This is a genomic window from Thalassospira lucentensis (assembly GCF_001613805.1).
In the GTDB taxonomy this organism is placed as follows: Bacteria; Pseudomonadota; Alphaproteobacteria; order Rhodospirillales; family Thalassospiraceae; genus Thalassospira; species Thalassospira lucentensis_A.
In genome coordinates this window covers 118,201-138,146 of sequence record NZ_LPVY01000013.1, presented here as the reverse complement: position 1 = coordinate 138,146, position 19,946 = coordinate 118,201, and the positions used below count along the sequence as shown (strand labels likewise).

Annotated in this window: 16 protein-coding genes; 8 read left to right on the top strand and 8 right to left on the bottom strand. The window is 55.5% G+C overall.

Features of this window, described 5'->3' with window-relative positions; all coding sequences use genetic code 11:
* Positions 1-71: 71 nt before the first annotated feature.
* The gene (locus AUP42_RS21905) at positions 72-656 is read left to right on the top strand and encodes a hypothetical protein (protein ID WP_231858273.1); all 585 of its coding nucleotides are present in this window, start codon (positions 72-74) and stop codon (positions 654-656) included.
* 24 nt (positions 657-680) lie between these two features.
* Here the strand turns inward: AUP42_RS21905 and AUP42_RS12805 are convergent, their stop codons facing one another.
* From AUP42_RS12805 to AUP42_RS12795, 3 genes are all read right to left on the bottom strand, one after another.
* Positions 681-1,985, bottom strand: coding sequence for an adenylate/guanylate cyclase domain-containing protein (locus tag AUP42_RS12805; protein ID WP_062952006.1), 1,305 nt, complete (start codon positions 1,983-1,985; stop codon positions 681-683).
* A gap of 156 nt (positions 1,986-2,141) precedes the next feature.
* A complete protein-coding gene (locus AUP42_RS12800; protein ID WP_062952005.1) occupies positions 2,142-3,716 on the bottom strand; it encodes an ATP-binding protein in 1,575 nt (524 codons plus the stop codon).
* On the bottom strand, positions 3,713-4,438 hold the full coding sequence (locus tag AUP42_RS12795; protein ID WP_062952004.1) for a response regulator: 726 nt from the start codon (positions 4,436-4,438) through the stop codon (positions 3,713-3,715). The genes AUP42_RS12800 and AUP42_RS12795 overlap by 4 nt, the downstream gene beginning before the upstream one ends.
* A gap of 210 nt (positions 4,439-4,648) precedes the next feature.
* On the opposite strand from AUP42_RS12795, the gene AUP42_RS12790 reads away from it, so the two are divergent.
* Positions 4,649-5,299 (top strand): hypothetical protein, encoded by a 651-nt coding sequence (locus tag AUP42_RS12790; protein ID WP_062952003.1) that lies wholly within the window; start codon positions 4,649-4,651, stop codon positions 5,297-5,299.
* Between the two features lie 325 nt (positions 5,300-5,624).
* The gene (locus tag AUP42_RS12785) at positions 5,625-6,077 is read left to right on the top strand and encodes a GNAT family acetyltransferase (RefSeq protein WP_062952002.1); all 453 of its coding nucleotides are present in this window, start codon (positions 5,625-5,627) and stop codon (positions 6,075-6,077) included.
* 16 nt (positions 6,078-6,093) lie between these two features.
* On the opposite strand, the gene AUP42_RS12780 is transcribed toward AUP42_RS12785, so the two are convergent.
* The 3 genes from AUP42_RS12780 to asnB all read right to left on the bottom strand — a co-directional run bounded on the left by AUP42_RS12780 (position 6,094) and on the right by asnB (position 11,853).
* On the bottom strand, positions 6,094-7,905 hold the full coding sequence (locus AUP42_RS12780) for a Na/Pi cotransporter family protein (protein WP_231858272.1): 1,812 nt from the start codon (positions 7,903-7,905) through the stop codon (positions 6,094-6,096).
* Between the two features lie 212 nt (positions 7,906-8,117).
* The gene (gene glpD, locus AUP42_RS12775; protein ID WP_062952000.1) at positions 8,118-9,656 is read right to left on the bottom strand and encodes a glycerol-3-phosphate dehydrogenase; all 1,539 of its coding nucleotides are present in this window, start codon (positions 9,654-9,656) and stop codon (positions 8,118-8,120) included.
* A 256-nt stretch (positions 9,657-9,912) separates the two neighbouring features.
* A complete protein-coding gene (gene asnB / locus AUP42_RS12770; RefSeq protein ID WP_062951999.1) occupies positions 9,913-11,853 on the bottom strand; it encodes an asparagine synthase (glutamine-hydrolyzing) in 1,941 nt (646 codons plus the stop codon).
* Positions 11,854-12,022: 169 nt separating this feature from the next.
* On the opposite strand from asnB, the gene AUP42_RS12765 reads away from it, so the two are divergent.
* Positions 12,023-12,529, top strand: a complete 507-nt coding sequence (locus AUP42_RS12765; protein ID WP_062951998.1) for an Lrp/AsnC family transcriptional regulator — start codon at positions 12,023-12,025, stop codon at positions 12,527-12,529.
* On the opposite strand, the gene AUP42_RS12760 is transcribed toward AUP42_RS12765, so the two are convergent.
* Positions 12,526-14,448, bottom strand: a complete 1,923-nt coding sequence (locus tag AUP42_RS12760) for a sigma-54-dependent Fis family transcriptional regulator (RefSeq protein ID WP_062951997.1) — start codon at positions 14,446-14,448, stop codon at positions 12,526-12,528. The two genes, AUP42_RS12765 and AUP42_RS12760, sit on opposite strands and share 4 nt — an antisense overlap.
* A gap of 385 nt (positions 14,449-14,833) precedes the next feature.
* Here AUP42_RS12760 and adh point away from each other — a divergent pair, with 385 nt between their 5' ends.
* The 3 genes from adh to AUP42_RS12745 all read left to right on the top strand — a co-directional run bounded on the left by adh (position 14,834) and on the right by AUP42_RS12745 (position 17,808).
* Positions 14,834-16,354: an aldehyde dehydrogenase gene (gene adh / locus AUP42_RS12755; RefSeq protein WP_062951996.1), complete on the top strand. Its 1,521-nt coding sequence runs from the start codon at positions 14,834-14,836 to the stop codon at positions 16,352-16,354.
* Between the two features lie 62 nt (positions 16,355-16,416).
* Complete coding sequence (locus AUP42_RS12750; protein ID WP_062951995.1) at positions 16,417-16,830, top strand: DUF779 domain-containing protein; 414 nt, start codon at positions 16,417-16,419, stop codon at positions 16,828-16,830.
* A gap of 279 nt (positions 16,831-17,109) precedes the next feature.
* Positions 17,110-17,808, top strand: coding sequence for a NirD/YgiW/YdeI family stress tolerance protein (locus AUP42_RS12745; RefSeq protein WP_147253491.1), 699 nt, complete (start codon positions 17,110-17,112; stop codon positions 17,806-17,808).
* Positions 17,809-17,886: 78 nt separating this feature from the next.
* On the opposite strand, the gene AUP42_RS12740 is transcribed toward AUP42_RS12745, so the two are convergent.
* Positions 17,887-18,891, bottom strand: a complete 1,005-nt coding sequence (locus AUP42_RS12740; protein WP_062951993.1) for a YeiH family protein — start codon at positions 18,889-18,891, stop codon at positions 17,887-17,889.
* A 112-nt stretch (positions 18,892-19,003) separates the two neighbouring features.
* Here AUP42_RS12740 and AUP42_RS12735 point away from each other — a divergent pair, with 112 nt between their 5' ends.
* Positions 19,004-19,897: a LysR substrate-binding domain-containing protein gene (locus AUP42_RS12735; RefSeq protein WP_156484614.1), complete on the top strand. Its 894-nt coding sequence runs from the start codon at positions 19,004-19,006 to the stop codon at positions 19,895-19,897.
* Positions 19,898-19,946 lie beyond the last annotated feature (49 nt).

The window sequence follows — 19,946 nt, the reverse complement described above, 5'->3', positions numbered from 1 at the left end:
ACCACGCCCGAATACCCGGAAAGTTTACGCCCTGAATCTGAAAACGCCCCGTTAAAGCAATGAGGCCCGTCATGGCAGATGATACCGATCCCAACGCATCCAATACGGCTGATAGCAGCACCCCGCCCGCCGCCGGGGCGGACAGTTCGACGGATACCTCCACAGACGGCTCACCGGGCAGTTCGGCAGCAAGCCCCTCTTCGGATGGGGCGTCGAGCCCGGAATCCTCTGGGGCATCTGGTGAATCTTCCGACAGCCCGTCCGCGACCAACAATCCCCCGTCGGGTGGTGGCGGCACCAATTCACCCCCACTTAGCACCGCCCTTAATCCGCAAATCGTCCAGGCGGTCGGCACGACAAATCATGCCGTACTGAACGGTGCTGGTCCGGGCGCAAACGGGATTGCCTATCAAAAGGTCGCACAGGCCGCCGCCTATGCCGTACAGGACAGCACCGATTACATGCGCAACATCATGTCGATGGCATCCGCCACAACCGGTGTGGCCCTGCAAAAAATGCTGGTGGAAAAAAAGACCGATCCCTACGCCGATATCATCAAGGCAGCGACACAGGCCGTCACCGACGCCCAGCAGACATTTACCAGCGTCGGCACCGCTTCAAGCAGCGTGGTCAAGGATTTCGACAGTATGGCGTAAGCTTTGGCTTACGCCCAAAGGAAATCACCCGGCCTGCATCAACTGAATGCGTTCGCAGGCTTCCTTAAAGTCGGGCGCAAACAGTTTCAGACTCAAACCTGTTCCCTGAAGCTCGAAAGCACCCATTTCCTCCGTCGGACAGGAAATGAATTTTGCCACCTGATGGCTGACCAGAACCCGCTTGTTAAGCTGCTTGGTCAGTTGCTCGATCCGGGCGGCCTCGTTGGCCGCCTGCCCGATCACGGTAAAGTCGACACGATCAGGCACGCCGACATTGCCGTAAATCACATCACCGACATGCATGCCAAGGCCATAGTCAAAGGCGGGTAAACCGCTTTCTTCGCGCTGACTGTTCAATTGATCAATATTGATCTGTGCTTCGGCCGCGGCATAAACCGCCGCCGTACAGGCCTGCTCCAGATCCTGTTCATCCTCGCGGATCGGGAAAATCGCCAATGTCGCATCCCCGATATAACGCAAAACCTGCCCACCATGTTTCAGGACCGCACCAGCAGTCGCGGCAAAGAAATCGTTCATTTCGCCGAGGAATGCGTCATCGCCGACGCTGGCGGCAACCGATGTCGAATTTCGCATATCCGAAAACCAGATCACCGCACGCGTCTTCGTACTGTCGCCCAGTTTGATCTGCCCATCACGCACCCGCTGCCCGGCATCCGATCCCAGATAGGTCTGAAGAATGGTTTTGGTTTCTTCATGCATGATCCGCATCTTGCACGACACGGCAAAACGGCGCTGGATCGCCGACAGGATTGCCAGATCCTCGTCGGTAAAGCCACTCGGACGTCGCGTCATATAGGTCATGAAGATACGGTTCGTACCAAGCGTGCTGTCACGATCCGTAGTGAACGGCGTCATCAGCGCCAGATAATCCGTCCCGCCGGTTTTGCGGAAAGTCTGCAAAACATTGAAATCAAGGATCGCACCGGGCCCGATCAGATGTCGGCGCATGAATGTGACATCGTTGTCCGACATCCACTTCATCGGACTTTCAAGCCAGTCGGGGTTCTTTTCGCGCACATCAAGATGTAGCGACCGCTCGACCCGCCCCTGATCCTTTGACCAGATATAGGAAACCCCTTCATACAGCGGATGCAGGGTCTTGAACCCGACCATGACGCGTTCGATCGGAATACCCGCCGCGACAAGTCGTGACACCATGCCTTCAACAATCGCGTCAATATCGGTATCTTCCAACGCGCGTTCCATCAGCCAGTCATTGACCGCCCGCACAAAACCGCCGCCTGACAGGGCACTGTTCGTCCCCGGCAGCGATGTAACATTGTTCGTGGGTTTCGCGTTTTCCGACATGACGGGCTCCGTCCAATTCTTACGCTAATATGACACCGCATAAATGGGACAGGCTTGCGATTTCGCAATCGCAAAATCGCAAAAACTGCTCTGACCGGTATTATTCCTGACAAAATCGGGGCAAGCCAGCGAAACCTTGTTACCTGCGACAAAGGATTAATGGGCAATCGGCGGCAGATAAATCCGGGCCAAAAGCCCACCAGACGGCGCATCTTCAAGATAAATTTCGCCGCCATGGGCCCGGATGGCGGTGCGGGCAATCGCAAGTCCAAGCCCGATACCGCCTGTTTCACGATTGCGCGAGGATTCAAGCCGGAAGAACGGCTCGAACACCTGATCGCGCTGATCGGACGGGATACCCGGCCCGTCGTCGCTGACTTCAATCCATATGCCACCATCATCGGCGGGCTTTAGCAACACTTCGACCTGATCGCCAAATGTCAGGGCATTTGAAATCAGATTGCCAAGGGCGCGCTTGATCGAAAGCGGACGGCACGGATAAACCCGCGGCTCGCCATCACCAAGAAACCGGATCGGGCGACCGGTTTCAGCCAGATCCTCGACCGCCGCCTCTATCAGGGCGGCGATATCAATCTTGCGGGTCGCTTCGTTGGCCGTTTCCTCGCGGGCAAAGGTCATTGCCGCTTCGACCATCTGTTCCATTTCGTTTAACGTTTCGATGATCCGCGACCGGTTTTCGGCATCCTCGACAAATTCCGCCCGCAGGCGCAGGGACGTGATCGGCGTGCGCAAATCGTGCGAAATCGCCGCCAACATCCGGGTGCGATCCTCGACAAAGCGCTTCAGCCTTGCGGTCATACGGTTAAATGCCTTTGCCGCACGGCGGATTTCAATCGGGCCGTTTTCCGGAACCGGTTCGGGATAATCGCCGCGCCCTACCCGGTCGGCTGCCTGCGCCAGAACCGCCCAGGACCGCGTCATGCGGCGCGCCAGGAAGAACGCGATAAATCCGATCAGGATCGCGGAAATCGTAATCCGCAAGATATTTTGCAATACTACGCGCGGCGGCGGGGCCACTCCGTTAATTCGAGCCTCCAGCCAGACAACAGGTTGCGCCGCGCCGGATACCGATGCTGCCGTCCCTGCACCGTCTGCACCACCATCTGCCGTCACCCCCACCGGGAAAATCGGAACGCTGATCTGCATTAACGGTGCGGCGACACAATCCAGATGATCAAAGAAGCGCGGGCCGACATGACCTTGGCGATAATATCCATTTTCCTTGCGCCAATCCTTGCCGCGATCCCTTTCCTTGCCACCATCGTCGTCATCATGATGTTTCTTGCGGTTCTTTTTCTCGCGCTCCTCGACCGCGTGACAGTCATCCTCCGACAGGATATGAACACGCGCCGGCACCGCCGGCCCGTCAAGCGCCTGATTAAGCCGCTCGCTCAACGTATAACTGATATCTGACATCGGCAGACTGTTATCGGGATTATCAACCAGACGCATGATGCTTTGCGGCGACTGGCCGACTTTCAAGACATCGCGCCAGTTCTCCGATGGCGTTGCCGCCAGAATGCGCGAAATCGCTGCCACCCGCGCCAATGCCCCGCCGCGCCGTTCGCTCAGCAATGCGTCGCGGCGCTCTTCCGCCAAAAGCAGTCCCAGCACAACATGGGTAAGGATCACGGCACCAAGGATCAGCAAAACCAGTTGCCCGACCAGTGTCTGCGGCCACAAACGGGAGATGAAACTGCGCCGCTTCATTTCTTCACCACATCGCAGGTAAACATATATCCTCCGCCCCAGACGGTTTTGATCAGGGTCGGGTTTTTCGGGTCTGGTTCGATCTTCTTGCGCAGGCGGCTGACCTGGTTATCGATGCTGCGGTCAAACGGAATGGCCTCACGCCCCTTGGTCAGATCCAGCAACTGGTCGCGGTTAAGCACCATATTGTGGTGATCGACAAAGGCGCATAGCAGGGCAAACTCACCGGCACTAAGCGGCACCACAACATCGTTCTCGTCACGCAATTCATACCGCGTACGATCCAGTATCCAGCGATCAAAACTGATTTCACCCCCGGCCTTCTGGCCGCGCCGCCCGCTTGGCAAACTTTGCGCCCGCCGAAGAACCGCCTTGATCCGTGCGAGCAATTCACGCGGGTTGAACGGCTTTGCCAGATAATCATCAGCCCCCATTTCAAGGCCGATGATACGGTCGGTTTCCTCGCCAAGAGCGGTCAGCATCACGACCGGCACATCATAATTCTCGCGCAGCCACCGGCAGAGGCTCAACCCGTCTTCGCCAGGCATCATCAGATCCAGAACGATCAGATCGGGCAAAACATTTTCGCCCATCAGCTTGCGCAGTTCACGCCCGTCGGACGCCAGCGTCACGCGATATTCGTGCTGGCGCAAATAACGCCCCAGCAGATCGCGAATATCGCGGTGGTCATCAACGACAAGAATATGGGCCGGATCACTCATTAAGCTGTGCCTGTGTTTTCGATAATCTCTGATCTCAGCTTATCGCGCCGGATGTCCCATCAAAAACAGCAATTTGTATCAGATTGTCGCAAAAACCCGTTTTGGTAGACATTGCGACCATTTCCCCGGTTTACCGGGATCATTTCGCGACAAATCAGCGTCATAAAGGCCTCAGCCAAACAAAACGTCCCCCAACGAAAAGAGGCCCCTATGACCCGTAACAGCAAACTTAAAATCGCATCCCTTCTGATCGCGACCAGCATTGTCGCAACCCCGTTTGCAACCGCCCTTGCATCGGGCGGCGATTATCGCCCCTGGCAGATGAGTGACGATGACCGCGGCGATGGTCCGAAATTCGGTAAACATGACGGCGACCATCACAAGGGCATGCACGGTAAACACGGCATGCGCCGCACCAGCCCGCTGACCATTGACGAGGCCCGTATTCTGGTCGATGCGATGCTTCTGCGTCGTGGCGCCACCGATCTTAAAACCGGCGATGTCGAACTGGTCGATGACGGCAAGGAAATCGAAATTACCCTGCTGAATACCAATGGCGATGTCGTCGATACCGTAACCTTCGATGCCAAATCGGGTCGCCCGAATCGTGGCGAGATGCGTGACATGCACCGCATGATGCCCAAACCCGACCGTGAAGACCGCTTTGACCGTCGCTTCACCACCGAACAGATGACCCTTCTTGCCAGTGCCATGGTGATCCGGTTTGGCGGCGGCGAACTGACACTGGGCGAAATCAAGGAAACACCACGCGGCACTTATATGGCGACCGTCACCAACAAAGCTGGCGATATCGTGCGCGAAATGGAACTCAGCCGCGTAACCGGCCGTCCGATCAGCTAACCGCGACCGGCCCGAACGGTCCGAACTGTTCCCTGGAATTCCTTCGACCCAACTCCCTTTGTCCGGGTTCTTTCCCCCACCCAACCGATAGCCCGGACAACACTGGCGCCCCCAACATTCCCCCGGGGGCGCCACTTTTTTGGGCCTACCTGTCGATCTCCCGACCGGCCATACCCATTCCTTCCCCGGATTCACTGCCCCGATCAATCGACACTCTGATTTGATGCCTCAAACATCTCCGATACCGCCATTTCACATCAATTTTGGTTTGACGCGCTTCAGATCCCTGATCATTCTGCGTTTTTAGAAACCAAGAAGCTGCGTCATGACCGCCACCAACCTTTTGCCCACCCCACGTACCGCCCTTGAAACCGACATTCCCGCGATCACAAAACTTTGGCAGGAAACCGGGCTTTATCGCCCCTATAATCCGCCGGAATGGGATGTGCGTTTTGCACTTTCGGATCGCAATTCGACCCTGATGGTATGGGATGATATCAACAATGCTATCATCGCCACCGTGATGGTCGGCCATGACGGGCATCGCGGCTGGATTTATTATCTGGCCGTCGCGCCGAGCCATCAGAAAAAAGGGCTTGGCAAAAAGCTGGTTGCCATCGGCGAGGACTGGCTGCGTAACCGTGGGGTCTGGCGGATGCAGTTGATGGTGCGATCAGAAAACAGCGCGATGCAGGATTTCTATCGCCATCTTGGCTATCGCGCACTTGATGTCACCGTCATGCAAAAAGACATCGATATCCCGCCCGCTGACCGCTGAGAAAAAGAAACAGTTGTTAAGGTGCCACCGGCTGCCCGTGCGGCGTTCGTTCCGGGCTGTTGCTGTTGTCGCTTCGATCATCGCGCGTAATCGCCAGCGACGCCCGCGCAATGCGGCGTGCACGTTCATATAAGCGGTTGATACGCTCGACCAGCGCAACTTCTGTGCGGTAACGGCGGATATCGGCATCTCTTGGGCCGATCTCGTCGCTGATGCGGCGCAGGGTAACATCCATTTTTTCGATGAACTCGCCCTTGCGGGCCAACACACGATTGGCGGCTTCGACATCATCACTGGCAAAGGCCGTCAGTGCCTGCTTGAGGCATTCTTCAGAAAAAGTGAATAATTCGGACATTTTTTCACGGCTATCTAATAATGGCAGATTGCGTTCGGCTAACAATCTGCCAACCAGTTCGGTCATTTCCTCGCTGATAATATCGCCGATAGCCTCCAGATGATTGCTGATCGCAAGCTTGTTTAACAGCCGGTTCTGATCCGATGGCAGCAATTCCGAATGGCGCAGTTTTCCGGCAAACCGCGCAATCGCATCCTGAAGGCTATCAACCCCGTCATCAAGCTCGGCAATCTTTTCAAGTTTCTCAAGTGTCGGGTTTTGCATGGTTTCACGCCCACGCCTTACAACATCGCACACGATATCGCCCATATGCATGACCTCGTTACGCAGCAGCATCAGCGCGGCAGACGGGGTATCGGCAATGTCATCGACCAGAAATTTTGGCGCAGGATCAAGCGGGGGTTCAAACACATCGTGCACTGGCACGCATTTTTCGATCAACCGTGCAATCCATGGCACGAAACCGATCATGATTACCACATTGGCAATGTTGAAAATGCTGTGCGCATTGGCAATTTCACGCGCAATATCAACCTGCCCACCGTTTTCACCCAGCGATATGACACGCACGATATCGGCCAGTTGCGGAATAAACGGCAACCAGATCAACACCCCGACCACGTTAAAGAACACATGCCCAAGGGCGGTACGCATCGCATCGCGGTTCTTGCCGATTGTCACCAGAAGCGCTGTGACACAGGTACCGATATTCGCCCCGAAGATCAGGGCAATTCCGCCTTCCAGCGGCACCAGCCCCTGCCCGGCCAGCACAATGACAATCCCGGTTGTTGCCGCGCTTGATTGCACCAGTGCGGTAAAGAGCGCGGCAATCAAAATCCCGATCAGCGGATTGGTCATTTGCGCCATCAGATCAATGAAGGGCGCATAGGTGCGAAGCGGTTCCATCGCATCGCTCATCATGCCCATGCCAAAGAACAAAAGCCCCGTTCCCAGCAACGCCCGCCCGGCAAGCGACCAACCACGATGGGGAACGAAGCTCATGACGCCAAAACCGACCGCAATCATCAGCGGTGCGATTGCATCAATCCGAAAGGCAATAATCTGTGCGGTCAGCGTACTGCCGACATTCGCCCCCATGATCACCGCAATCGATTGCCCGAACCCCATCAACCCGGCCGATACAAAACCGACCACCAGAACGGTGGTAACACTGGAAGACTGGACAAGTCCGGTAATCGTCGCACCGGAAAGGGCCGCCATAAACCGGTTTCGCGTCATTTTCGCAAGGATCGCGCGCAACCGTCCCCCGGCCAGCGTTTTAAGCGCGGTCGCCAGATGATCCATGCCATACAGGAAAAGGGCAAGCCCGCCCAAAAGACCAATCGCCATCCAGCCCGGATGCAATTCCGACACCGCGGGATCATTGGCTGCCGCAAGAATGCCGCGCATCGGAAGAACGGCCAGCAGAACTGTCAGAACGGATAAAAAGGCAGATAAGCGAAGGAATGACATCGGCACGGAACCTGCCATAAACTATTGATATGCCATCATAGCACACAGCAACCCCGCGTATAGATCAGACTGGATTACCCCGATGTGCCCGCCCCGAACTGGCACGAAAGGATGCGCATATCGGCACGACATTACCCCATCGCGCAAACAGGAATTCCGCGATTTACTGGCGCAGTTACGCAGTGAAATCGCGGAACGATAATTCCTGCAGATTATTGGGCCGCAATCCGATCCGATTTTACCGATGCCAGACGTTTGCGCAGCACGGCAATCTGATCTTCTGTCAGGCGCAAACCAAGTTTCGAACGACGCCAGACAAGGTCTTCTACGCCACGCACCCATTCCTGATCAATCAGGTAACGGACTTCGGCTTCATACAAATCATGACCATAACAAACGCCAAGGTCAGCGATGCTGTTGCAACCATCAAGCAGCTTTTCGATCCGGCTGCCATAGGCGCGAACCAATCGTTTCAGGGTTGCGGCTGGCAACCAGTCATAACGGATACCATAGGATTGCAGGGCCTTTTCAAAGGATCTATCGGGCAAATCACCACCGGGCAGAACCTCGCCCGAAGTCCAGGGACGATCGGCCACGCCAAGCTGTTTTGAAATCAGTTGCAAGGCATGTTCGGCCAGTTTGCGATAGGTGGTGATTTTACCGCCGAACACATGCAGCGCCGGGGCTTTGCCCCGCCCGGATTCAAGTTTCAGCGTATAATCGCGCGAGACTTTCGAGGCGTTGGTAACTTCGCCATCTCCCGCATACAGCGGGCGCACACCGGAATAGGACCAGACAACATCCATCGCCGAAATCGGCGTTTCGAAATAATCACCAGCCAGCTTACATAGGTAATCGACTTCGTCAGCACTGATTTCAACCTTGGCCGGGTCGCCGGTAAAATCGACATCGGTGGTACCGATCAGGCTAAAATCATCCTGATAGGGAATGGCGAAAACGATGCGACCATCCGGGTTCTGGAAAATGTAGCAATGATCATGATCGAACAGTTTCGGAACCACGATATGGCTCCCCTTGACCAGACGGATGTTCGCCTTGGTTTCGGCCTTAACCACACCGTTTTCAGGATCGATCAGCGAAGCACACCACGGCCCGGCGGCATTGATCAGCATCTTACCACCAACAATGCGCTCGGCACCGCTATCGCGATCATGCAGGATCACCTGCCATTTGCCATCCTGCTGGGTTGCACCGACACATCGGGTGCGTGTCAGGATTTCGGCACCGCATTCGCGGGCATCCATGGCGTTCAGGACCACAAGCCGCGCATCATCGACCCAGCAATCGGAATAGACAAATGCCTTTTCCATCCCGGCCTTGAGCGGCTGCCCCGCAACGTGCTTGCGCAGGGAGATACCTTCGCTTCCCGGCAGTTTTTTACGGCCACCAAGATGATCATACAAAAACAGGCCAAGGCGGATCATCCATGCCGGGCGCAGGCCAGGAACATGGGGCAGAACAAACCGCAGCGGCCAGATGATATGCGGCGCATTGCCCAAAAGGACTTCGCGTTCGCTCAGCGCCTCGCGAACCAGACGGAATTCATAATGTTCAAGATAACGCAGGCCGCCATGGATCAGCTTGGTACTGGCCGAAGACGTGGCACTTGCCAGATCGTTCATTTCGCACAGCAGGACCTTCAGCCCGCGACCGGCCGCATCACGGGCGATCCCCGCCCCGTTGATTCCGCCTCCGACGATGATCAGGTCATATTCCGAATGGTTCTGCATGGCATGAATTCCGCGTTTTAGTTTCGATATTGACCATAAAATATTTCATTTTCGAAAATTTTCAAGCGCTGAATTGTGACAATTTGTAGTCACATGATACCTGACACCACACTTACTCCTCTTAAACATCGGGAGAATTTATGCAAAAATTTCGATTTTGAAAAATATGAACAGATTTATTTGCGGCACATACGAAAACACCCCGCCAGAGGACGGGGTGTTGGGATGCTTCAGAAGCCGGAATATGAAGACGGAATCAGGCAAGCCAGCGACGCTGCCAGTCAGACAGCATGGCAATCGCCCAAAGCTGATGCGCCCAATTGCGCCGCCCTGAAACGTGCTCGTTAAAGCGCTTGTCGATTTCCGCACGGTTCAGGCCAAGATCAGAATATAGCGCATCGCGTGCCAGAAGGTCCCCCCCCCATTCCTTAAGCGGCCCGCGCAACCATTCGGCCAGTGGAACGCCAAAACCGGTTTTGGGACGGTCGATCAGTTCGCGCGGAACATATTTGTAAAGGATTTTGCGAAGGGCGACCTTGCCGACCGCCCCATCCAGCTTAAGGTGGGTCGGCATACGCCAGCCAAATTCGATGACGCGATGATCAATCAAAGGCACACGAACTTCAAGCGAGCTTGCCATTGATGCCCGGTCGACCTTGGTCAGAACATCATCCACCATATACATCATCGTATCCATGACCTGCATCGAGGACACATAATCAAGATTGCGGTTACGGCAGAACTTTTCGCCCGGAACGCGGAATTTCTTATGAGCATTACCCGGTCGATCAGCCATCAGGACATCGGGGTCCCAAAGCGACAGCAACGCCTGATAACGATCCAGATCATCGCGGATCGACAGAAGTGGTGCGACCTTGTGAATCTTGTCGCCCAATGCCGCCGTCCCGCGCTTGCCGGGCAAAAGACCGATCAGCGCATCCCATTGCCCAGGCGACAGCGCCATAAGCCCATTGGACACCAGCGACGACCCAAATGGGATATTTTTGGCGACGTTGCTGATCTGGCGCGCCCACAGATACCGATTATAACCACCAAAGGTTTCATCCCCGCCATCCCCCGAAAGGGCAACCGTAACTTCCTTGCGGGTCAGGGTCGAAATCAGGCTGGTCGGGATGGATGAACTGTCAAAGAACGGCTCATCATAGATTTCCGAAAGGCGCGGCACCAGATCAAGCGCATCCTGCGCAGTGACGTAAAGTTCGGTATGGTCGGTACCAAGATGCTTGGCGACTTCACCGGCAAAAGCCGCCTCGTTATAGGCATCATGATCGAAACCGATGGAATATGTTTTGACCGGCCGGTCTGAAATCGATTGCATTAGGGCAACGATTGTCGAGGAGTCGATACCGCCCGAAAGAAACGCCCCCAGGGGCACATCGGCAATCATGCGCCGTTCAACGGCATCGCGCAGCAAATCTTCAAGCGCGTCAATCGCACTTTGATCATCACCACTCCAATGATGGTTCTGACCGCTTAGAACCGCATCTTCGACCGACCAATATGCAAATTCCGACGCATGTCCTTCATCCGCAATTTCAAGGATGTGTCCCGGCTGCAACATTTTGGCATGGGCATAGATCGAATGCCCTGATGGCACATAGCCAAACCGCAAATAGGCATCAAGGGCCGTCCGATTGACTTCGCGCGAAATGACATTTCCGCCAATCAGGCCCTTAAGCTCTGACGCAAAAGCGATATTGCCGTCAAAACGCGACCAGTAAAGCGGCTTGATCCCCAAACGGTCACGCACCAGCGTCAGCTTGCCGGTCTTTTTATCCCAAAGGGCGATGGCGAACATGCCAATCAAGCGCTTGACCGTATCGCGCACGCCCCAGCGCGCCATGCATTCAAGGATCACTTCACTGTCGGAATGGCCACGCCACGCGATATTTTCACCGGCCAGTTTGGCACGCAGGTCTTCGGCGTTATAGACCTCGCCATTATAGACCATGACATAACGGCCATCGGCCGAATGCATTGGCTGTTTTCCGGCATCGGAAAGATCAATGATTGCAAGGCGACGCTGCCCCAGTGCCAGTCCGGCATCGCTATCGCACCAGACATCGCCGCCATCGGGCCCGCGATGAAGCAATGCATCGGTCATGCGCGTAATGGTGTCGCACAATTTATCGCCGTCGCTATTGCGACCGAGCCACAGACCGGTGATGCCGCACATGAAAATATCCCTTTATTATTTGCCCCTACTTAAAAACGATCCGGACGCGTTCGACAATCAAAATCATGGGCTTGCCGACACGGATTTGCAGTTTGTTTCGGGGATTTTGGTCGCATGCAATGGCAAGCGGTGATAAACAGGCAGCATTGCCCATCAAGCTGGAATGACCATGCTGAAACTGGATCGACTGTTCATCAAAATCCTGCAGGCTTTGCAAACCAATGGCCGGATTTCGAACCTTGATCTTTCAGAAGAGGTCAATCTGTCGCCATCACCCTGTCTGGAGCGGGTGCGCAAGCTTGAGGAAGCCGGGCTGATCACGCAGTATCTGGCGGAAATCGACCTTGATAAAATCGGCGCCAACCTGCACATCATGGCAGAAATCACGCTGGGCAATCATCTGGTCGATGATTTCAAACGGTTCGAAGCCGCGATCACCGATGTGCCCGAAGTCATATCATGCTACAAAATCGCCGGGCCGTTCGATTACACGATGGATATGATCTGCCGAGATATCGCGCATTTCAATCAGCTGAAAGAAAAGCTTCTGGCCGCCAAAATCGGGATCGAACATTTCCGCGGCCATGTGGTGATGGAACGCACCAAAACATTTTCGGGCTATCCGCTCGAAAGCCTGACCGCGCCCTCGCCACTTGACGGCGTGCTTAAGGGCTAGGCTTCACGCCTTATATCGAACCGATCCATCTTGCGATAAAGCGTATTGCGACTGATGCCGAGCGCCTTGGCGGTTTTGCTGATATGCCAGCGGTGATCATCAAGCACCTGACGCAATGCATCGGCTTCAGCCCGTTTCAGGATTGATCCGGCAGGGGCCGGGTCGCGCGTGACGGTTTCGTGGAAATCATCGGGCAGGTGCGACCTCAGGATCAAACCACCCTCGGCAAAGACGCAGGCATATTGCAGGACATTGACCAGTTCGCGGATATTGCCCGGCCAGTCATGGCGTGACAGCAATTCAAGAACATCGTCCGAACAACGAACATCCCCCGCCATATCGCCAGAAATACCGCGAAGAAGCCGGGCGATGAGATCGGGCAGATCGGACCGTTCGCGAAGCGCTGGCAGGGAAAGCCGCGCCCCTTTGATCCGGTAAAGCAGATCTTCGCGGAATTTGCCATCCGCCACCGCACGGGTCAGATCGACATTGCTGGCACAAATCAGACGGAAATTGACCGGCACGGACTTGGTACTGCCCAGCGGTTCAACCGTACGCTGTTCAAGCACCCGCAAAAGCCGTCCCTGTGCCGATAGTGGCATATCGCCGATTTCATCCAGAAACAGCGTCCCGCCATCAGCCTGCTTGATCCGCCCGCCAAAGCCATCGCGTGCCGCCCCGGTGAAGGCACCACCGGCATGACCAAACAATTCGCTTTCGATCAGGCTTTCGGGAAGGGCCGCGCAATTGATCGCGACAAAGGGTTTGCGCGCGCCAACCGCTGCCGCATGGATGGCACGCGCCATATGTTCCTTGCCGCTGCCGGTTTCGCCCGACATCAGAACATTGATACGGTTGGTCAGAAGTTTGCTGCCTACCTTGTAAAGACGACGGATTGCCGGGTCCTGATCAGGTATGTCACCGGTTTCGTTCGCTCCCAAACGTGTGGACGGACGCGATACTGGTGCGGGCCGCATCGAAATGAATTTGCGCCGCTGCTTTTCGGGCAATGTTACCCGCCCGAACAAAAGCCCCCCGCCATTGACCGGCAGGGCCTTGGCCGATCCCGAGATCGAAGTCTCCTCACCCACACCAAGGGTGGTGATCAGACCATCAAGATCAAAACCGAACATCGATTGCACATCGCGCGCATTATCCGCCGCTGCCAGCAAACGGCGCGCGGTCGAGGTCGCACCGCGGATATTGCCATCCGGGCCGATGGAAATCAGGGCATCACGGGTCGATCCGACATGCTGGGCATCGGGATGCAGGTGCAGGATCAGATCGGATGCACATTCATCAAAGAACAGAATGCGTTCAAGCGCATCGGCATAATCGGCAATCAGGCTTCGGACCCGCAAACAATCCGTACGTTTGATGTCGTCGCGCACGGCAGAAACATCAAGGACCGAACAAACCTGCCCTTCAGGGTCAAACACCGGTGCCGCCGTACAGGTCAGCACCGCATGTTGCGCCAGAAAATGTTCGTCCTTGTGGATGGTGATCGGACGACCTTCGACGATACAGGTGCCAATACCATTGGTCCCCTCGCGTTCCTCGCTCCAGACGGCACCGGGCAAAAGGCCGTTGGTGCGAAACGACGGCAGCAGCGTGTGGGCCGCCACACTGTCAAGGATCACACCGTCATTATCGGTCAGGAAAACCGCATAGCCCGATGCATCAATCTTGCGATAAAGGGTGCGCACCAGATCATGGGCATGATGATAAAGCCGCCCGCTGCGGTCACGACGCTGCCGGGTTTGGCTTTCGGGCATGACTTCCGGACGGCGTAGCGTGTCATGGGCAAGGCCAAAGCGCTGTTCGCAACGTTGCCAGCTTTCGAGGACGGCGCGATTTTGGGCGACGCCACTTAACTGCAATGCAGCTTCGATCCGTCCACCATGATGGTTTCCAGACATAAGACGTTATCTCCCTTGTGCCGGTGTTTTATCGGGAATGCGTTCTGGCATCGCCCGGCTTGCGGATTTGTCCGCGTCCGATCACAGGCAGGATCGTAACACACCAAAGCCCCGAAACGCCAAAAGGTTTCACAGCAAATCCGCGGCATAATCGGGTGTGTCACGAATATGGGACAGTTTGTATCACCTGTGCCACCGCCGGGAACGGAATGACACAATCGCTCCTGATCACCGCCCTCCTCCAACCGGTTGTTAAAAGACGAAAAAACGGATCATTCGATCATCTGGCACGGGATTTTACGAACTGGCACGGGCTTTGCGGAAATGTCAGGGCCAAAACCAAAAACAGGTGGCAAAGCCGCCTTCCGATCATGGAGGATCCAAGATGATTTACAAGAATCCGGGCGACGCGGGCAGCGTCGTTGCATTCAAATCCCGTTACGACAACTATATCGGCGGCGAATGGACCGCACCGGTCAAGGGACAGTATTTCGAAAATGTCTCGCCGGTGAATGGCAAACCGTTCTGCGAAATCGCAAGATCCAGTTCGGAAGATATCGAAAAGGCACTTGATGCCGCACACGCTGCAGCAGAAGCATGGGGCAAGACATCGGTCACCGAACGCGCCAATATCCTCAATAAAATCGCCGACCGCATGGAACAGAACCTTGAAATACTGGCGGTTGCCGAAACGTGGGATAATGGCAAGGCGGTGCGTGAAACGCTGGCCGCCGATATTCCGCTGGCGATTGACCATTTCCGGTATTTTGCCGGTGCCATCCGTGCACAGGAAGGATCCCTTGGCGAGATTGACGACAATACGGTCGCCTATCATTTCCACGAACCGCTTGGCGTTGTCGGGCAGATCATCCCATGGAACTTCCCGATCCTGATGGCCGTCTGGAAACTCGCCCCGGCACTGGCGGCTGGCAACTGCGTTGTCCTGAAACCGGCCGAACAGACCCCGGCATCAATTTGCGTGCTGCTGGAACTGGTTGGTAATCTTCTTCCGGCTGGCGTGCTGAACGTTGTGCAGGGCTTCGGGGTCGAAGCAGGCAAACCATTGGCGCAAAGCAACCGGGTCGCCAAGGTCGCCTTTACCGGTGAGACCACCACCGGCCGCCTGATCATGCAATATGCCAGCGAAAACATCATTCCGGTCACGCTGGAACTGGGTGGCAAATCGCCGAACATCTTCTTTGATGACGTGATGGCACAGGATGACGATTTCCGTGAGAAAGCCGCCGAAGGCCTGACCATGTTCGCGCTCAACCAGGGCGAGGTCTGCACCTGCCCGTCGCGCGCACTTATTCAGGAAAATATCTATGACAAGTTCATGGATAGCGTGCTTTCACGCGTGGCCCACATCAAGCAGGGCAACCCGCTTGATAGTGAAACCATGATCGGCGCGCAGGCGTCGACCGAACAGATGGAAAAAATCCTGTCCTATCTTGATATCGGCAAGCAGGAGGGTGCCGAAGTCCTTTGCGGCGGTGGCAAGGCGGAACTGGGCGGTGATCTTTCGACCGGGTTCTATATCCAGCCAACCATCTTCAAGGGCCATAACCGGATGCGGATTTTCCAGGAGGAAATCTTTGGCCCGGTGGTTTCCGCCACGACCTTCAAGGACGAGGCCGAGGCGCTTAAAATCGCCAATGACACGCTTTACGGTCTTGGCGCCGGGGTCTGGACCCGTGATGGCACACGCGCCTACCGGTTTGGCCGCAATATCAAGGCCGGTCGTGTCTGGACCAATTGCTATCACCTTTATCCGGCACATGCGGCCTTTGGCGGCTACAAGCAATCGGGCATCGGACGTGAAAACCACAAGATGATGCTAAACCATTATCAGCAGACCAAGAACCTGCTGGTTTCCTATGATCCGAAACCGATGGGCTTCTTCTGATCGGAATGTTCTGGCCGGGGTCCTGTTCGTCCCCGGCCCTTCCCGATACAGAGGAGGTTGTCATGACAACAGACCAAATTCCGGCACGGGTCACAGCCACCGATGCGGCCATAGCCCTAATCCGGAAGCTCAAGGACATTCACGGGCCGCTGATGTTTCATCAGTCAGGTGGATGCTGCGACGGCAGTGCACCGATGTGCTTTCCGAATGGGGAATTCAAAACCGGCGATCAGGATGTGTTACTGGGCGAAATTGAAGGCAGCCCGTTTTATATCGGACGCGCGCAATTCGAATATTGGCGTCACACACAGCTGATTATTGACGTCGTGGATGGACGCGGCGGGATGTTTTCGCTTGAGGGACCCGAAGGCAAACGCTTTCTGACCCGATCACGCATCTTCACCGATGACGAATGGAATGCACTGAAACACGCCAAACAAGGAAACGAGCAATCTAAAAAAGAAGCAAGAACGTAAAGAAGATTACCAACGCAGATCTACCCGTGACATTGCGCGATCCCTGCCTCCCAAAGAGTCTGCTCCGCAATGTCTGAAGATGCCGGACGCATCTTCCCCTTGCCCGTCGCCATCCCCCCGAACAGGCGACGGGCTTTTTTTTATCCCTATCGAAGCCATTAAAATTATTGCGAAAAAATCTGGAACAACGTCCCTACTGCATGTGTTCTGCAATTGGAAAGCGACACCGGGACGCAAAGCGCCCGGAACTGAATTCCAACACAAAAGGAGCATCACATTATGCGACGCTCAATGATTACACTGACCGCCCTTTCCGCTATTGCTCTGGGGACAGCCCCCGCGATGGCAGCAGGGCAGCAGAAAGAAAATCCGCAACTTCCCGAAACGACGCAGCAGTCAACGCAGAAAAATCCTGCAACCCTTAACGAAGCGGAATCGGTGCATCTTTCGGGGACGGTAAAAGAAATTACCGATAACCAGTTCACAATGAACTATGGCAATGGCGAAATTGCCGTCGACATGACCGATTACACCTGGTTCGACCAAGGCTTCATCAAAGCTGGCGACAAGGTCCGCGTTAATGGTGAAGTTTCCGAAGGGTTCTTCACCGACAAGATGGTTGTCGCGACGTCGATCTTCCTCCCGGAACGCGGTGCCTATTACACCAATGGCGAGGATCGCACCGGCTTTGTGAACAATAGCGGCCTCGCAACAGGCGACGAATGGGTGACATTCACCGGCGAGGTCACGGAAATCCGCGAAGATGAAATTGCCCTGAATACCGGCAACACATCAATCACTGTCGATACCAGTGATGTGCCGGAAAACAGTGCCGATGGACAGGCCTATCAGAAAATCAAAACCGGGGATCGGGTTTCGGTCGCCGGGGAGATGGATGCAGCCGGCCTGTTTACCGACCGGGAGCTTGTTGCATCGTCGATTGTCGTCATGAATGACAGCGACACCTACATGCAGTAACCCGTTAAAGATAACCGTTACCTGAAGATATAAAAATGGCCGACGCCGGGAAACTGGCGTCGGCTTTTCTGTTCAGGATCAGGCCAAAATCACCAGAGCCAGAAATCCCAGCGCGCACAGCACCAGAAGCGATAGAAGGGCCGCGGCAATCACCCGCCCTCCAACATGCATGACGCTTCGGATATCGACACTTAACCCCAGTGCCGCCATGGCAAGGATGGTCAGGAAGGATGAAATTGTGCGCATCGGTTCCAGCGCGATTTCGGGGATCAGGCTAAACGAACGGGCTGCCATCATGGCCACAAACCCGACAATGAACCACGGCACCATCTGGGTCAGAGGCAGGCGAACCTCGCGTTTGCGCCCGCCCATCAGGGCAAGCGTAAAGATCACCGGGCCAAGCATCAGAACGCGGATCAGCTTGACCAGGGTGCCGACCTGCACGGCCAAGGCTCCTGCCGGGGCGGTCGCGGCCAGAACCTGCGGAACGGCATAAACCGTCAGCCCGGAAAAGATGCCATATTGCGCGGCACTCAGATCCAGACCGACATGCACCAGCGGCAGGGCAAAAACAAACAGAACCCCCAGAACAGCGGTAAAGGCGATGGATGCCGCAACATCATCGGATTTTGCCGAAATCACCGGGGCGGTGGCGGCAATCGCCGAGTTGCCGCAGATCGAATTGCCGCACGCCACCAGCATCGACAAATGCTTCGAAAGGCCAAGTGCCCGCCCGATATGGAAGCTTAAAAACAGGCTGGCACAAACCACCAGAACGATGGCCGCAATCAGGCCAAGACCCGCCTGCCCCAAGGCCTGCCCACTGATTGACGCACCCAGTAAAACAATCGCAATTTCAAGCACCGTCTTGCCACAAAACCGCACACCGTCATGAAACGGCTTGGCAAGGCCGAACACGGATCGCACCACTACCCCCAGAAGGATCGCAAAAACCAGACTTTCGATCCAGCCATGCCCCAGAAGGCTACGCTCCGCCTGCTCGACCAGCTTCGCGATCAACGCAATCGCCGTGGTCAGGAACAGACCGGGCAAAAGAGATTTCAGGTGCGCTTTAAAAAACATGATTTGCCTGTGAAATGTGACAGGCAGAAAATCACACGATCAATCATTTACATCCATCGAATAAAAATTGATATTTCATTCGACATTTTCGAATGATTTATGGATAGACGCCATGATGACGCTTGAGCAACTCGCCATCTTTGTTGCCGTGGCCGAACGCGAACATCTGACAAAGGCCGCCGATGCAATCGGCCTGACCCCCTCCGCGGTCAGTTCGGCGATCAAGAACCTTGAAGGGTTTTATGGCGTTGCATTGTTCCATCGGGTCGGACGGCGGATAGAGCTTAGCGAAACCGGGCGGCTGTTTTTAAACGAGGCCAAGGCGACACTGGCACGCGCACGCGCCGCCGAACTGACACTGGCCGAACTTGGCGGATTGCTGCGTGGTGAACTTAACGTCTATGCCAGCCAGACAATCGCCAGTTATTGGCTGCCACCCTTCTTGATGCAGTTTCATGATCAGTATCCCGGTATTGCCATTAATCTGACGATTGGCAACACCAAGACCGTCTCCGACGCCGTCCGTGGTGGTGCCGCCGATATCGGCTTTATCGAAGGCGACGTAAATGAACCCGTCCTCGCCATGCGCGAAGTCGCCGAAGACGCCCTGGTGATCGTGGTCGGGCCCAAGCATCCATGGGCCGATGGAAGGCCGCTAAGCGCGCAGGACCTGACAACCCAAAGCAGTTGGGTGCTCCGCGAAACCGGTTCCGGCACAAGGTCGGAATTTGAAAATGCCCTGCGCCAGTCGGGCGTTGATCCGCAAAAACTTAAAATTGCCCTGACATTACCGGCAAACGAGGCGGTGATTACCGCGGTTGAAACCGGCATCAGCGCCACCGCCGTTTCAAGCTTTGCCGTCAGTTCCCTGATCGCGCAGGGGCGGCTTTTCCGGGCAGCATTTCACATCCGCCCGCGCAAATTCATGATGCTGCGCCACAAGGAACGCCGCCAGACGCAAAGTTCGCTGGCGCTGGAAAAGCTTTGCCTTTCCACAAACGCATGATCGAATTTTTCCAGATCAAAATTGCGAATACGCAATGCACAATGCATGC